This window comes from Priestia megaterium NBRC 15308 = ATCC 14581 (assembly GCF_000832985.1).
Classification (GTDB): domain Bacteria; phylum Bacillota; class Bacilli; order Bacillales; family Bacillaceae_H; genus Priestia; species Priestia megaterium.
Genome location: NZ_CP009920.1, coordinates 2,215,001 through 2,231,092, shown reverse-complemented (window position 1 = coordinate 2,231,092; position 16,092 = coordinate 2,215,001). Strand labels below are relative to the sequence as shown.

The window sequence follows — 16,092 nt, the reverse complement described above, 5'->3', positions numbered from 1 at the left end:
CTCACCGCTGTCCCCGACGCCATTTTTCGAAAATTTCGGCTACTTGATTGGAAAGTTGAATGCGTGCCGCTGGCTTTTGATTTTGAATAGACTTCACATCAAGATTAATATGTTTCTCAATCTGCTCAATTTCGTTGTACAATTCTCGAGCAGAAATTCTGAGCGCACCTTGTCCAAAGATTGCCCACTGCTCCGTGAAATCAGATGTAGCAACATGAATCTGTGTCTTTACATTGCTTAGCTCTTGAGCCAGCTTTTCAATGTACTCATCCGCTGTTTCATTTTCTCTTGTAAATACAACGTCAACCTTATGATTTTTTGCCTTCTTTTCAATTCCTTCGACCATATGAGCATCGAAGACAATAATGACACGGTACCCCATATATGCTTGATACTCTGCCATCTTTTCGATTAACAGGTCTCGAGCACCGGCTAAATCATTATCTCTAAGCTTTCTTAGGTCGGGCCACGCACCTATCATGTTATAACCATCCACCAGTAGAATATCCATTCTTATTCACCTAGAGGATGGCGTTTTCGGTAAACCTCATACATGAGAAGACTAGCTGCTACAGATGCATTTAACGATGTAACATGCCCAACCATCGGAAGTTGTACAAGGAAGTCGCATTTTTCACGAATCAAACGACTCATGCCTTTTCCTTCGCTTCCAATCACTAACGTAAGCGGCATACCTCCATCTAAGTTGCGATAATCATCGCTTTCTTTCGCATCTGTTCCAACAATCCATACGCCTCGATCTTTTAATTCATCAATCGTCCTTGATAGGTTTGTTACCCTTGCTACGGGAACATGTTCAATCGCTCCTGTAGAGGCCTTAGCTACAGTGGCCGTTAATCCAACTGAACGGCGCTTTGGAATAATAATACCGTGTGCGCCAACGGCATCGGCTGTTCGCATAATAGAACCTAAATTATGGGGATCTTCAAGCTCATCTAGCAGAAGAAAAAACGGACTTTCATTACGTTTTTCCGCTAAGTTAAATAAATCATCTAACTCTGCATATTGATAAGCAGCAACTTGTGCAGCTACTCCTTGATGAATACCGTCTACCATTTGTTCAATTTTCTTTTTCGGTACAAACTGCACTAATACACCATTACGTTTTGCTAACTGCGTGATTTGCCCCATAGAACCGCCTTGCGATCCTTCGGCAATCCATAGTTTGTTAATGTCACGCCCAGACTTTAGGGCTTCTAGGACCGGATTACGTCCAATAATAAATTCATGTTCCATGATTCATTCCTCCCTCTCCTTCATCGACGAAAGAGATAGCTTTAGTAATAAGTTCCATCATTCTTTCTTCTTCACCTAAAAGATACAAATAGCCTACGACCGCTTCAAATGCTGTACTGTAGCGATACGTTTGCACATCTGTGTTTTTAGGGACTGTACCGGACTTTGCATTGCGTCCTCGGCGCAGTACACCTTCTTCTTCTTCAGTAAAAAAGTTTTCATTTTTAAAATAATATACGATTTGCGCTTGTGCTTTTGCTGATACATATTTTTTAGCTTTATTATGAAGCTGGTTAGGGCGCACTGTCCCTAACACCAGCAGGTGGCGGCGAACATGTAAATCAAACACCGCATCACCCATATAAGCAAGAGCTAAGCTATTTAGCTGTTTTACATCTAATTTACTGCTGCTCATAACACTATTATCCTCTTTTCCATCTTGTTCCTTGTGCGGTATCTTCTAAAATAATATTTTTAGCCTTTAATTCATCTCGAATTTGATCTGCTAATTGGAAATTACGATCTTTACGAGCCTGAATACGATCTTGGATCAATTGATCAATTTCTTCGTCTAGAAGTTCAGCTTCTCCAAACGTAATGCCTATTGCAGCACCTAATTCTTTAAACTCTTTAATAAAGGCTTCAATTACATCTGTAGACGTTGTTTGTTCTAATAAATACAAGTTAGCTTGCTTTGCTAGCTCGAACAGAACAGAAATGGCATTTGCCGTATTAAAATCATCATCCATCTCTTCAACAAACGTTTCGCGAAGCTCTTTTAGCTTTTCGAACCATTCTGAAGCATCTTCTTGAAGATTTGTTGCTGCCTCTAGACGGTGAGTTAAGTTGCCGTAAGCTGTTTGCAGACGCTCAAACCCTTTGCGCGTATTCTCTAAAATTTCTTCGTTATAGTTAATCGGGTGACGATAGTGAACAGATAAAATAAAGAATCGAAGTAGGGACGGATCATGCTTTTTAATAATGTCATGAACTAACACGAAGTTCCCTAGTGATTTAGACATCTTTTCATTATCAATATTGATATATCCGTTATGAAGCCAGTATTTCGCAAACGATTTCCCAGTGAGCGCTTCTGATTGGGCGATTTCATTTTCATGATGAGGGAAAGCTAAATCCTGACCGCCTGCGTGGATATCAATTGTATCACCTAAATACTTGCGTGCCATCGCAGAGCACTCGATATGCCAGCCTGGTCTTCCTTGACCCCAAGGGCTATCCCATGCGATCTCCCCATCTTTGGTTGCTTTCCAAAGAGTAAAGTCTAATGGATCTTCTTTCTTTTCTCCAACTTCGATACGAGCACCGGATTGCAATTCATCAATAGATTGATGTGATAATTTTCCGTATCCTTCAAACTTACGTGTACGATAGTATACATCACCCTCTGACTCATATGCATATCCTTTTTTCACCAGTTCATCAATGAACTCAATAATGATATCCATATTTTCAGTTACGCGTGGATGCACATCGGCATGCTTGCATCCAAGAGCTGACGTATCTTCAAAGTAGGCATCGATAAAGCGGTTTGCGATCGTTGGAACATCTTCTCCTAACTCTTTTGCTGCCTTAATTAATTTATCATCCACATCTGTGAAGTTTGAGACATACTCTACATCGTAACCTCTAAATTCTAAATAGCGGCGCACCGTATCAAATACGATTGCAGGACGCGCATTTCCAATATGAATATAGTTATACACGGTCGGTCCGCACACGTACATTTTGACTTTGTTTTCTTCCAGCGGTACAAACGTCTCTTTTTGACGTGTTAACGTGTTATATAGCTTAATTGCCATGGTGAATCTTCCCTTCTTTTAATTCCTTTAATTGATTTTGCAGGTGTAAAATTTCTTTCTCTAGCTGTTTAAAACGCTCTGCATCTGGATCTGGCAAATCTTGATGATTCAAATCTTTTGGAATCCGGACGCCATTTTGAATGACGACTCGGCCAGGGATACCAACAACCGTTGAGTTTTCTGGGACGTCATTTAACACAACTGAGCCCGCTCCAATTTTGGAGTGCGCATGAATCGTAATCGACCCTAGCACTTTAGCACCTGTTGCAATTAAGACATTGTCTTCGATCGTCGGGTGACGCTTTCCTTTTTCTTTCCCTGTTCCTCCGAGTGTTACTCCTTGATATACTGTTACATTATCTCCAATTTCGCACGTTTCCCCAATAACAATTCCCATCCCGTGGTCAATAAAAAATCGGCGGCCAATTTTCGCACCCGGATGAATTTCAATCCCTGTGAAGAATCGGCTAATTTGTGAGATTACACGTGCCAGAAAAAACCACTTTCTTTTAAAAAGCCCATGAGCTAATCTATGTGCCCAAATAGCATGCAACCCTGAATAGGTTAATATCACTTCAATATAACTTCTTGCTGCAGGATCTTGTTCAAATATGGCCTCAATGTCTTCCTTTAACAACTTTAGCATCATCTCACCCCAATTCCGCTATTTCTCTATCTACTCATTGATTGTATAAAAAAACGCCCCTATGTCAAATGACACAGAGACGTATATACGCGGTTCCACTCTGTTTGGATCAACAAACGATCCCAACTCTTCTCTCATAACGTGAAAGTACCCGCTTTTGCCTACTTACTTAGTAGCATTCAACAAAAGACTCAAAGGCGCACTTCAACAAGTTTTGTCATAGGTTACTTTCAGCCGGTGATAACCCTCTCTGATATGCAATGAACTTGCCTACTCTTCCTTCTCAACGATATCCATATTTGATTATTTTATCATATGGGCAAAATAGAAATTTGTTAACTATAAATGCTTTCTAAACGAGCTAAAACTGTTTCTTTTCCTAAAAGAGAAATAGCTTTTGGAAGCTCAGGACCATGTGTTTCGCCTGTTGTTGCTACACGAATTGGCATAAATAGTTTTTTACCTTTTTGACCTGTTGCTTTTTGTACAGCCTTTGTTGCTGCCTTAATTTCATCAGCGCTGAATTCTTCTAAGGAAGAAATCTCTTCAGCAAATGCTTTTAACACTTCCGGTACTTGTTCTTCAGCAAGCACTGCTTTTGCTTCTTCACTGTAATCAATTTCTTTCTTAAAGAACATTTCAGTAAGTTCAACAATCTCAGCGCCAAAGCTCATTTGTTCTTGGTATAGAGCAACTAAGTCACGTACCCATTGTTCTGTTTCTGCATCGCGCGCTTCTTCAACTTTTCCAGCTTTCACTAAGTGCGGAACTGATAAAGCTACTACCTCGTCTAAATCCAATTTTTTCATGTATTGGTTGTTCATCCAACGTAATTTGCTTGTATCAAATAGTGCTGGAGATTTTGATAAACGAGCTGGGTCAAAAATTTCAATGAACTGTTCTTTAGAGAAGATTTCTTCTTCTCCCACAGGTGACCAACCAAGCATTGTAATAAAATTAAACAGTGCTTCCGGCAAGTAACCTAATTCTTTATATTGCTCAATAAACTGAATGATTGACTCATCACGTTTACTTAGCTTACGGCGATTTTCATTTACGATTAATGTCATATGACCAAATACAGGAGGCGTCCAGCCTAAAGCTTCATACACAAGAATTTGCTTCGGTGTATTAGAGATATGGTCATCTCCGCGTAGAACATGTGTCATCTTCATTAGATAATCATCAATGGCTACAGCGTAATTATATGTGGGTGTACCGTCTTTTTTCACAATAACGAAGTCACCAATGCCTTCAGACTCAAATGATACTTCATCTTTGACAATATCATTCCATTTAATTTCTGTGTTACTAGGAACACGGAAGCGAATGCTTGGCTCGCGGCCTTCTCCTTCTAGTTCAGCACGCTGTTTAGCTGTTAAGTTACGGCACTTACCTGAATAGCGCGGCATTTGACTGTTCGCCTGCTGTTCTTCACGCTCTTTTTCAAGCTCTTCTGACGTACAGTAACAGTGATAAGCTAATCCTTTTTCAAGAAGTTCTTCCGTATATTTTTGATAGATTTCCGTACGTTCAGACTGGCGGTAAGGACCGTACTCGCCGCCTACGTCGATACTCTCATCCCATTCAATACCTAACCATTTTAAATAGCGCAGCTGACTTTCTTCTCCGCCTTCGATATTACGCTTTTGATCTGTATCTTCAATACGGATAATAAATTTACCGTTTTGATTTCGTGCAAATAAATAATTAAATAGTGCTGTTCTTGCATTCCCTATATGAAGATGTCCAGTTGGACTCGGGGCATAACGAACTCTTACTTCGCTTGACATAACTAAGATGACCTCCAATTTAATATTACTTATAGTATGTATTTATATGTTTTAGACATGTTCTAATTTTATCACCAAATAGGTATCTGTCAAAGTCAACTGTTTTTATTTTTGATAAACTAAAACGGCTGCTTGGGCGGCAATTCCTTCTTCACGTCCCGTGAAGCCTAACTTTTCTGTTGTTGTTGCCTTGACGTTAATTTGAGAAATGCTTGCTTCTAACAGCTGCGCAATACGCTCTCTCATTGGTTCAATGTAAGGAGCCATTTTAGGTTTTTGCGCAATAATCGTGCAATCTACATTGCTTAATTCATAACCTTCATCTTTTAGTAGTTTCCATACATGTTGAAGAAGCTTTGCTGAATCAGCATCTTTAAATTCAGGGTCTGTATCTGGAAAATGCTTTCCGATATCTCCTTTAGCCGCCGCTCCTAATAAGGCATCTGCGATTGTATGTAACAGCACATCTGCATCTGAATGGCCTAATAATCCTTTTTCATACGGAATTTCTAAACCGCCGATGATTAAAGGTCTTCCTTCTGCAAATTCATGTACGTCGAAACCTTGTCCTACTCGAATGTTCATTTTTCCACTCCTTCAGTCCTGTTTAGCTTTGTTAATATAGCTTCTGCATATAACAAATCTTCTGGTGTTGTTAGTTTTATATTATCGTAATTCCCCTCTACAATCGATACTTTTTGCCCCGCTTTTTCTACTAAGCTTGCATCATCGGTGCCTAAGTATTCATTTGTTTTTGCTTTTTCGTGTGCATCCATTACTACATCAAAAAGAAAAGCCTGCGGCGTTTGAATAGCCCACAAGCTAGAGCGCTCAACTGTTTCAATGACAGTACCCTGTTCCACACGCTTAATTGTGTCTTTTACTGGAACAGCCAGCACAGCAGCCTTATCACTAGCAGCTTTTTCTACTAACTCATGGATTGTGTTTTGTTGAACAAATGGACGAGCGCCATCATGAATTAATACCATCTGAGCCTGCTTTAAACTTTTAAGACCGTTATAAACGCTATGTTGACGTTCATCGCCTCCAACTGTCAATGATTGAACCTTTTGAATTGGATATTCGATTAATAACTCTTCAAAAATCTCTACTTCTTTTTCGTTTACGACTAGTGCAATTCCACTGCACCAAGGATCTTGTTCGAATTTTTGCAGCGTATGAATGATAAGCGGAACGTTTTGAATAGTTAAAAATTGTTTGTTCCGCCCCGCTTTCATTCGCTTCCCCTGACCTGCAGCTAACACGATAATTTCATACTTCATAGGTATACTCCCTTTACCTGTTACGTCACAGTGCTTTTTCTAATAACTTAGGTTTCGCAAAAATCATACGGCCTGCTGAGGTTTGGAGTACGCTCGTCACCAGTACATCAATTTGCTTTCCAATATAATTTCTTCCTTCTTCTACCACGATCATTGTACCGTCATCAAGATAGGCAATACCTTGATTGTGCTCTTTACCGTCTTTTATAACCAATACGTTCATTTCTTCTCCTGGAAGTACAATTGGCTTGACGGCATTTGCTAAGTCATTGATATTTAAAACGCCAACATTTTGAAGTTCACATACTTTATTTAAATTAAAATCGTTTGTCACGACCAAACCGGAAGTCAGCTTTGCTAGTTTAACCAGCTTGCTGTCTACTTCTTGAATGTCCTCGAAATCGCCTTCATAAATTTCTACCTTCATTGCCAGTTCTTTTTGAATACGGTTTAGAATATCTAGACCTCGTCTACCTCTGTTTCGTTTTAGAACATCCGACGAATCAGCAATATGCTGAAGTTCCTCAAGCACAAAGCGCGGAATAACAATCGTTCCGTCTAAAAATCCTGTTTGACAAATATCTGCGATACGGCCGTCAATAATAACGCTTGTATCTAAAATCTTAAGAGACTTTAATGATTCTTCGTTATCTGTTTCTTCTTCTTGTCCTTTTTTCTTCCCAATTCGAGCTGGCATCGAAAACACGCTTACAAGTTCATCACGTTTTTTAAATCCGACTTGAAACCCTAAGTAACCTAAAAGAATACTTAGAAAGATTGGTAAAATGGTACTTACTACTTGAAGTTGAATTCTGCCTAAAAAAGCTCCGACCAAGTAGGCTACAATAAGCCCTAAAATCAATCCTAAGCTCCCAAAAAGCACATCCGTTACAGGCGCCTTCAGTAACGCCTCTTCCACTCGGCGAATTAATTCAACTATATAATCAACAATCCAAAACGTGACAAGGAAAAACAAAATGGCTCCCAGTATTGCATCGACGTAAGGCTTTTCTAGAAATGCTACATCTTGCAGATTTAATAATTGAATAAGTTCAGGTATAAAAAAGACGCCCAATGTACCACCTGTAATAATAAAAAATAACTGTACAAAACGTTTTAACACGCCTTCACCTCCTTTTATCATTATAAACAGTTTACAATGATTGAAACCTGTTATTTAACCAAAAAACAGAATTTGTAAACAAACTGTCACTTTTTTTGTATTTTCACAATATCTTAATGAATCAAACATTTAATGTCAATTAATATCCTATAGCTGACGGTTTGTAAGATGCTGCTCTTTTAGTCTTTTTAGGCCTTCTCTGATTTTCCGTGCTCGAATTTCACCGATGCCTTCTACCTCATCCAATTCTTCTACCGACGCATCTGCTATCGTTTTTAAATCCCCTAATTCATCAATGAGATTTTCAATAATAATCGATGGAAGTCTTGGAATTTTATGAAGCATTCGATACCCTCTAGGAATAACGCTGTCTTCAAAGCTTGTATACATGGGATATCCCATTAAGCGAAGAAGCGTCTGGTCATCGAGAAGAACATTATTTGATGGCTGCTGCATGCGTTCAATTACTCGGTAAGGGTCAAAGCTGAGGTCATACATATAATCTTTGATTAATAAAGTTGCTTCTTCCTCTAAGTGGGAAAGTAGTTCATTCATTTGGAGACGGATTAGTCTTCCTTCTGTTCCTAACTCGCTAATATAGCTCAAAATTTCATTTTTAATACGCAGAACCATTTCTGTACGATGAAGCGACTGCAGCACGTCTGTATGAGTTACTTGCTCTTCAAACTCTAATGCACTGAGACTTGTAATCGATTCGTCTAATACCGCCTTGTACTTCTCAAGTGTTCCAAGCGCTTGATTCGCTTTTGCTAAAATAACGCTAATGTCTTTCAATACATACTGCAGAGACCCTTTGTAAAGCGTAATCACATTTCTTCTTTGTGAAATGGCTATCACCAATACACCTGACTGCTTAGCTACGCGCTCTGCTGTACGGTGTCGCATTCCTGTCTGTGAAGAAGGAGTAGAGGGGTCTGGCATGAGCTGAGCATTAGCAAATAATATCTTGCTTCCACTGTCGTTTAAAATAAGCGCTCCATCCATTTTGGCTAACTCGTATAAATGCGCAGGTGTAAATGCACAATTAATCGAAAATCCTCCATCTACCATCTTTTTGACTTGTTCATTGTAGCCCATAACAATTAAGCCGCCCGTCTTTGCCCGCAAGACGTTATCGATACCGTCACGAATAGGGGTTCCTGGTGCTACAAACTGCAGAATTTCTGATATTTGTTTTTGACTAACTGTTGTTTTTTCTCCTTCCACTGCTTATCCTCCTAATGTATATTGCAGAGCCTCCGCTACTGTTGATACCCCAATCACATCAATACCATCTGGGACTTTCCATCCTCCTAAATTTTTCTCTGGGATAATAATTCGTTGGAACCCTAATTTTACCGCTTCTTGAACGCGCTGTTCAATTCTAGATACTCGGCGTACTTCACCTGTTAATCCTACCTCTCCTACAATAACATCTGTAGCGCTAGAAGCAGCATCTCTGAAACTTGAAGCAATGCTAACGGCTACAGCTAAATCAATTGCTGGTTCATCTAATTTCACTCCACCTGCTACTTTTAAATAAGCATCTTGATTCTGCAGCAGCATTCCTACACGCTTTTCTAAAACAGCCATGATAAGCGAAACGCGATTATGATCTACTCCCGTCGCCATTCTTCTAGGGTTTCCAAAGCTCGTTGGACTGATTAGCGCCTGCAGCTCTACTAATACGGGTCTTGTCCCCTCCATTGAAGCGACAACAACCGACCCTGCTGCTCCCTGAGACCGTTCTTCTAGAAAGATTTCAGACGGATTCAATACTTCTTCTAGCCCACTTTCTTTCATTTCAAAAATGCCCATTTCATTTGTAGACCCAAACCGGTTCTTAACCGCTCTTAATATACGATACGTATGATGACGCTCTCCTTCAAAATAAAGAACCGTATCCACCATATGTTCAAGAAGTCTTGGACCTGCAATGGCCCCTTCTTTCGTTACATGCCCCACAATAAAGATGGCAATTCCATTCGTTTTAGCAACACGCATTAGTTCAGCCGTACACTCTCGCACCTGTGAGACGCTTCCTGGCGCTGATGTGACATCAGCATGGTAAATGGTTTGAATTGAATCAATCACCACAAAATCAGGCTGCATGCTTGAGATGGCCTCTAGTATTAATTCTAAGTTTGTTTCTGCGTGAACATAAAGCTCTTCAGCTTTTACACCTAACCTGTCCGCTCTTAACTTCGTTTGCTTGGTTGATTCCTCTCCCGAAATATATAGTACTTTATTTTGTTTCATTGCTAACTGCGCAGAGGTTTGCAAAAGTAAAGTAGACTTTCCGATACCCGGATCTCCCCCTATTAAAACGAGTGAGCCTCGGACAATACCTCCACCTAATACACGATTTAACTCTGCAGAAGGTGTAAAAATTCGTGGTTCTGTTGTAGATTCAATCGCTGTAATTGACTGAGGTTTTTGAACTTTAGAAGCAGTAGCTCCGGAAAAAGCTCCTCGGCGTGATGATTTCGTTTCTTCCATTTCTTCTACCATAGAATTCCAGCTTCCGCATCCAGGACATTTCCCCATCCATTTTGCTGATTCATATCCGCAATGCTGACATGCAAATTTTGTTTTTCGTTTCGCCATTATGTTATCAATCTCTCCGTTCATTCAATCGATTTCTATCTCTATTGTACACTATTTCCTAAGCTAAAATAAAAAGGGAGGCATACGTGTTTTTTCGTATGCCTCGTCTTGGTTTGAGTAAATTTAGCTGATGCTGCTTGGAGCGGAGGATTTAACAACAAATTCTCCTTTGTCTACATCTAGCGTCACTTTCTGACCTTTTTGAACAACTCCTTTTAGCAGCTCTTCAGATAAACGGTCTTCAATATGTTTTTGAATTGCTCTACGAAGTGGACGAGCACCGTATTCTGGATCAAAACCTTCCTCTGCAATCTTATCAATTGCCTCTTTTGTTAACTCAAGATCAATTTCTTGCTCTTTTAAGCGTTTTGTTAACTGATCCGCCATTAATTTAACGATTTCAGCTAAGTGAGGTTTCTCTAATGAATGGAAGACGATAATTTCATCGATACGGTTTAGGAACTCCGGACGGAAAGCGCGCTTCATTTCCGCCATTACTTTTCCTTTCATATCTTTGTAGTCTTGCCCTTCTGCTTCTACTGTGAACCCTAAGTGCTTGCTTCGTTTTAATGTATCAGCACCTACGTTTGATGTCATAATTAAAATCGTATTACGGAAATCAACTGTACGGCCTTTTGAATCTGTTAAGCGTCCATCTTCTAACACTTGTAATAAAATGTTAAATACATCCGGATGCGCTTTTTCAATTTCGTCTAAAAGAACAACTGAGTAAGGTTTTCTTCTTACTTTTTCCGTTAACTGGCCGCCTTCTTCGTATCCAACATATCCTGGAGGTGAACCTACTAATCGGGAAGTAGAATGTTTCTCCATGTACTCAGACATATCGATACGAATCATTGCATCTTCATCCCCGAAGATTGACTCCGCTAATGCACGTGCAAGCTCTGTTTTACCAACCCCTGTTGGTCCTAAGAAAATGAATGAACCAATTGGACGTTTTGGATCTTTCAAGCCTGCTCTAGCACGGCGCACAGCTTTTGCCACTGCTTTTACCGCTTCTTCTTGCCCAATTACACGAGAGTGAAGAATCTCTTCCATGTTCAGCAGTCTTTCTGTCTCTTCCTGTGCCAGTTTAGAGACCGGTACACCCGTCCAGCTAGATACCACCATCGCAATATCTTCTACGGTTACAGCTGAGTTTTCTTTACCTTGCTGCTCTTTCCAAATTTTCTTTGTGTCTTCTAATTCTTCGCGTAGGCGTTGCTCTGTATCTCGTAAAGATGCTGCTTTTTCAAATTCTTGACTTTGAACAGACGCATCTTTTTCATTGCGTACTGATTCTAATTTTTGCTCTAATTCCTTTAAATTTGGCGGCGTTGTAAATGAACGTAAACGCACTTTTGAACCAGCTTCATCAATTAAATCGATTGCTTTATCCGGTAAGAAACGATCGGAAATGTAGCGATCTGATAGTTTCACCGCTTGCTCGATTGCCTCATCAGAAATAGATACTCGGTGATGCGCTTCATAACGGTCACGAAGCCCTTTTAAGATTTGAACAGACTCTTCCAACGTTGGTTCATCCACTTGAATTGGCTGGAAGCGACGCTCTAACGCTGCATCTTTTTCAATGTACTTTCTGTATTCATCTAAAGTCGTAGCACCGATACACTGAAGTTCTCCACGAGCAAGAGACGGTTTTAAAATATTAGAAGCATCGATAGCACCTTCTGCGCCACCAGCGCCAATTAATGTGTGTAACTCATCGATAAAGAGAATGATATTACCTGCTTGACGAATTTCATCCATTACTTTCTTCAAGCGATCTTCAAATTCTCCGCGGTATTTTGTACCAGCAACGACCGTTCCCATATCCAAAGTCATAACGCGTTTGTCACGTAAAATTTCTGGAACTTCATTGTTGACGATTTGCTGAGCCAAACCTTCAGCGATTGCCGTTTTACCGACACCTGGCTCCCCAATTAATACAGGATTGTTTTTTGTACGTCGGCTTAACACTTCAATAACACGCTGAATTTCTTTCCCACGTCCGATAACAGGGTCTAAGCTTCCTTCGCGCGCTACAACTGTTAAATCGCGTGCTAAGCTGTCTAGCGTAGGTGTATTAGCGTTTGAAGAGCCTCCGCCTTGATGACTTGAAGCAGCTTCATTACTACCTAATAAATGAAGCACTTGCTGACGAGCTTTATTTAGGCTGACACCTAAATTATTTAAAACGCGTGCTGCAACGCCTTCACCTTCACGAATTAAGCCTAGTAAGATATGTTCTGTTCCTACATAAGAATGACCAAGCTTTCGGGCTTCATCCATTGAAAGTTCAATGACTTTTTTCGCTCGAGGTGTATAATGAATGGTCTGCGTTAATTCTTGGCCTCTGCCAATTAATGCTTCCACTTCTTTTTGAATTTTTTCAGTGCTTAGGCCTAGAGCAGAAAGAGCTTTTGCTGCAATTCCTTCACCTTCACGAACGATACCTAATAAAATATGCTCCGTTCCAATGTTGTTGTGACCTAGGCGTAGTGCTTCTTCCTGTGCTAAAGCTAATACTTTTTGTGCGCGCTCTGTAAATCTACCAAACATCATATAATCGTCACCCTCCACGTTTAATTTGTGTTTTTATTTATAGTGAGACGTTCTCGAATTAAGGTGGCTCTTTTAATGTCACGTTCTTGAGGCTTTAGAGGACCTCCCGAATACTTTTGTAAAAAGCCTGGCTGCGTCATAATGATAAGTTCATTCAATATATTTTGACTCAGTCCTTTTATATACCCTAAATCGATTCCTAATCGAACATCTGATAAACATTGTGAAGCTTCTTTTGACTCAATAATACGGCTATTGGCCAATACTCCATATGAACGATACACTCGATCTTCTAACTCTACATGAGATGTTTTAAACAGCGCGTCTCTTGCAGAGTGCTCTTGTGTAATCAACTGCTGTACGACACTATTTAAATCTGCCACAATATCTTCTTCAGATTTCCCTAAGGTTATCTGATTAGAAATTTGAAAGATATTCCCTAAGGCTTCGCTACCTTCTCCATAAATTCCTCTCACCACTAAGCCAAGCTGGTTAATAGCGGGAATAATACGATGAATTTGACGGGTCATCACTAAAGCCGGCAGATGCATCATCACAGATGCACGTAGCCCAGTACCCACATTTGTGGGACAGCTGGTTAAATACCCTCTATTTTCATCAAACGCATAATCTACGTATTTCTCAATCCAATTATCTACTTTATTCGCTGTGCTTAAAGCTTCAGATAATTGAAGACCTGGAAATAAACATTGTATGCGTAAATGATCTTCTTCATTAACCATAATACTCAAATCTTCTTTTTCTGATAAAAAACAAGCTCCGTTGTTATCTCCTTCAGCCAAGTTAGGACTGATAAGATGCTTTTCAACCAACACTTGCTTTTGAAGAGGTTGTAATTCGTTCATCTTTAGTAAATGCAAATTCCACTGATTGGTGTTTTCACTTTTTTGAAAAACTTGCTCGAATACTCGAACCACTTCAACTGCTTGTTCTTTAGAAAAGAGAGTTGGAAAAAGATAATGAGTTAAATTTCGAGCCAGCCTGATTCGACTGCTTAGAACAATATCTGAATTCGAAGCTTCTTGACGCATCCAAGAGCTAACAGGCTGGGAAAAGAACAAATCCTGGGACATGAATTACGCTTCCTCCTCTCTCGATTCGTTCATCTTCTTTTCTAGTAACCGAATGTGATCTCGGAGTTCGGCTGCTTTCTCAAACTCCTCTTTTTCGATATACTCTTTTAAGTTCAATCTTAATGCCTGTAATTCCTTTTTTAAATGAAGATTACTTGCAATTCTTGCTGGTATTTTTCCATGATGCAGATAATTACCTCCATGCAGCCTCTTCAAGAAAGGAATAAGAGGTCGCTCGAATGTTTTGTAGCAATCTGCACATCCAAACCTGCCGATTTTAGCAAATTTTTGATATGTCATGCCACAAGTAGGACAAGAAAGAATCTCCTGACTTTGTTGCTTATAATTTTCAGTTACTGCTGGATCTAGGTTAAGTAGGCCAGCTAGTAAGTTATTGATTGAAAAACCTTGCTGATTTGAAAAAGAAAATGCATCTCCATTTTCTGAAGCGCATTGTTCACATACATGCATCTCCGTCTTTTCACCATTAATGATTTTTGTGAAGTGAAGAGTTGCAGGTCTCGTTTCACATTGCTGACAAATCATCCTGTCATCACTCCCTGTTCTAAATAAAATAGATCATGAGCTTATCGGTAGCGTAATGAATTAAGCATTGCTTTTAAAAGATTAGCCCTTAGCTCATCACGATAAGGAAGTTCAATATTAATAACTGAACGATTGATAACACTCAACATGATTTTTGCTTCTCGTTCTGTGATGACTTTTTCTTCAACTAACCTAATAATGACGTTTTCAGCACTTACTTGTGAAATTTCATTTTGAATCATCTCAATTACTTGCTGAAACAAATCCGCTGCATCATGCATTTTTACTTTTGCAATACGAATAAAACCGCCGCCGCCTCGCTTACTTTCTACAAGATAACCTCTCTCAACTGTAAAACGGGTATTGATAACGTAATTAATTTGCGACGGAACGCATTGAAATTTATCAGCAATCTCACTGCGCCTTATTTCAACAATTTCTCTTTCACTTAATTCAAGTACTTGTTTTAAATACTGTTCGATAATGTCAGAGATATTTGGCACACTGCCCCCTCCTTCTGACTTTGACTATATTTGACCTTAATTTAAATATAAAAGGAAACGAAAAAATTTTCAACTATGTACTATTAAAGTTTATTCTTTACTTTTATCGTTGCCACTAAAATTTATTTCAAAACCTGCAAATCGTGAATTTTATTGTCCTTACTATACTTTTTCATAAAACAAATAAATTGTAAACAAAAAAGGACTAGCTAAAATAGCTAGTCCTTTTTCAGGTGCCTGGCAACGTCCTACTCTCACAGGGACAAAGTCCCAACTACCATTGGCGCTAAAGAGCTTAACTTCCGTGTTCGGTATGGGAACGGGTGTGACCTCTTCGCTATCGCCACCAGACAAGAGATTGCTCTCTCAAAACTAGGTAACAGTTTGCTGAGTAAAGCTTACGCTTTTAAAAGTTTGGTTAAGTCCTCGATCGATTAGTATCAGTCAGCTACACATGTCGCCACGCTTCCACCTCTGACCTATCAACCTGATCATCTTTCAGGGATCTTACTAGCTTGCGCTATGGGAAATCTCATCTTGAGGGGGGCTTCATGCTTAGATGCTTTCAGCACTTATCCCGTCCACACATAGCTACCCAGCGATGCCTTTGGCAAGACAACTGGTACACCAGCGGTGTGTCCATCCCGGTCCTCTCGTACTAAGGACAGCTCCTCTCAAATTTCCTACGCCCACGACGGATAGGGACCGAACTGTCTCACGACGTTCTGAACCCAGCTCGCGTACCGCTTTAATGGGCGAACAGCCCAACCCTTGGGACCGACTACAGCCCCAGGATGCGATGAGCCGACATCGAGGTGCCAAACCTCCCCGTCGATGTGGACTCTTGGGGGAGAT

15 protein-coding genes, 2 rRNA genes and 1 other annotated feature (1 of these 18 running past the window's edge) are annotated in these 16,092 nt (G+C 40.0%); all 17 genes read right to left on the bottom strand.

Annotation, left to right across the window (positions count from 1 at the left end):
* Position 1 precedes the first annotated feature (1 nt).
* Complete coding sequence (locus BG04_RS12025; RefSeq protein WP_016762723.1) at positions 2-511, bottom strand: NYN domain-containing protein; 510 nt, start codon at positions 509-511, stop codon at positions 2-4.
* Positions 512-513: 2 nt separating this feature from the next.
* Complete coding sequence (gene rlmB, locus BG04_RS12020; protein ID WP_013054908.1) at positions 514-1,257, bottom strand: 23S rRNA (guanosine(2251)-2'-O)-methyltransferase RlmB; 744 nt, start codon at positions 1,255-1,257, stop codon at positions 514-516.
* On the bottom strand, positions 1,247-1,672 hold the full coding sequence (locus BG04_RS12015) for a Mini-ribonuclease 3 (protein WP_013054907.1): 426 nt from the start codon (positions 1,670-1,672) through the stop codon (positions 1,247-1,249). Before BG04_RS12015 ends, rlmB begins: the two co-directional genes overlap by 11 nt.
* 7 nt (positions 1,673-1,679) lie before the next feature.
* The gene (cysS, locus tag BG04_RS12010) at positions 1,680-3,077 is read right to left on the bottom strand and encodes a cysteine--tRNA ligase (RefSeq protein WP_025753194.1); all 1,398 of its coding nucleotides are present in this window, start codon (positions 3,075-3,077) and stop codon (positions 1,680-1,682) included.
* Complete coding sequence (cysE, locus tag BG04_RS12005) at positions 3,067-3,723, bottom strand: serine O-acetyltransferase (RefSeq protein WP_013054905.1); 657 nt, start codon at positions 3,721-3,723, stop codon at positions 3,067-3,069. Before cysE ends, cysS begins: the two co-directional genes overlap by 11 nt.
* 72 nt (positions 3,724-3,795) lie before the next feature.
* Positions 3,796-4,019: a binding site (T-box leader), on the bottom strand.
* Between the two features lie 39 nt (positions 4,020-4,058).
* Positions 4,059-5,516: a glutamate--tRNA ligase gene (gene gltX / locus BG04_RS12000; protein WP_034654914.1), complete on the bottom strand. Its 1,458-nt coding sequence runs from the start codon at positions 5,514-5,516 to the stop codon at positions 4,059-4,061.
* 105 nt (positions 5,517-5,621) lie between these two features.
* Positions 5,622-6,101: a 2-C-methyl-D-erythritol 2,4-cyclodiphosphate synthase gene (ispF, locus tag BG04_RS11995; protein WP_013054903.1), complete on the bottom strand. Its 480-nt coding sequence runs from the start codon at positions 6,099-6,101 to the stop codon at positions 5,622-5,624.
* Entirely contained in the window at positions 6,098-6,799 is a 702-nt protein-coding gene (ispD, locus tag BG04_RS11990) for a 2-C-methyl-D-erythritol 4-phosphate cytidylyltransferase (RefSeq protein WP_016762719.1), read from the bottom strand. The genes ispF and ispD overlap by 4 nt, the downstream gene beginning before the upstream one ends.
* A 25-nt stretch (positions 6,800-6,824) precedes the next feature.
* Complete coding sequence (locus BG04_RS11985) at positions 6,825-7,922, bottom strand: PIN/TRAM domain-containing protein (RefSeq protein ID WP_013054901.1); 1,098 nt, start codon at positions 7,920-7,922, stop codon at positions 6,825-6,827.
* Positions 7,923-8,069: 147 nt separating this feature from the next.
* Positions 8,070-9,149, bottom strand: coding sequence for a DNA integrity scanning diadenylate cyclase DisA (disA, locus tag BG04_RS11980; protein ID WP_013054900.1), 1,080 nt, complete (start codon positions 9,147-9,149; stop codon positions 8,070-8,072).
* Between the two features lie 3 nt (positions 9,150-9,152).
* The gene (radA, locus tag BG04_RS11975; RefSeq protein ID WP_013054899.1) at positions 9,153-10,529 is read right to left on the bottom strand and encodes a DNA repair protein RadA; all 1,377 of its coding nucleotides are present in this window, start codon (positions 10,527-10,529) and stop codon (positions 9,153-9,155) included.
* A gap of 123 nt (positions 10,530-10,652) precedes the next feature.
* Positions 10,653-13,094: an ATP-dependent protease ATP-binding subunit ClpC gene (gene clpC / locus BG04_RS11970; protein WP_016762717.1), complete on the bottom strand. Its 2,442-nt coding sequence runs from the start codon at positions 13,092-13,094 to the stop codon at positions 10,653-10,655.
* A gap of 20 nt (positions 13,095-13,114) precedes the next feature.
* Positions 13,115-14,188: a protein-arginine kinase McsB gene (gene mcsB, locus BG04_RS11965; RefSeq protein ID WP_013054897.1), complete on the bottom strand. Its 1,074-nt coding sequence runs from the start codon at positions 14,186-14,188 to the stop codon at positions 13,115-13,117.
* A 3-nt stretch (positions 14,189-14,191) separates the two neighbouring features.
* The gene (gene mcsA / locus BG04_RS11960; protein WP_016762716.1) at positions 14,192-14,734 is read right to left on the bottom strand and encodes a protein-arginine kinase activator protein McsA; all 543 of its coding nucleotides are present in this window, start codon (positions 14,732-14,734) and stop codon (positions 14,192-14,194) included.
* A 41-nt stretch (positions 14,735-14,775) separates the two neighbouring features.
* Positions 14,776-15,237, bottom strand: coding sequence for a CtsR family transcriptional regulator (locus BG04_RS11955; RefSeq protein WP_013054895.1), 462 nt, complete (start codon positions 15,235-15,237; stop codon positions 14,776-14,778).
* Positions 15,238-15,472: 235 nt separating this feature from the next.
* A 5S ribosomal RNA gene (rrf, locus tag BG04_RS11950) occupies positions 15,473-15,588 on the bottom strand.
* Positions 15,589-15,651: 63 nt separating this feature from the next.
* Positions 15,652-16,092: ribosomal RNA gene (locus BG04_RS11945) — 23S ribosomal RNA — on the bottom strand; it runs 2,495 nt beyond the window's last position.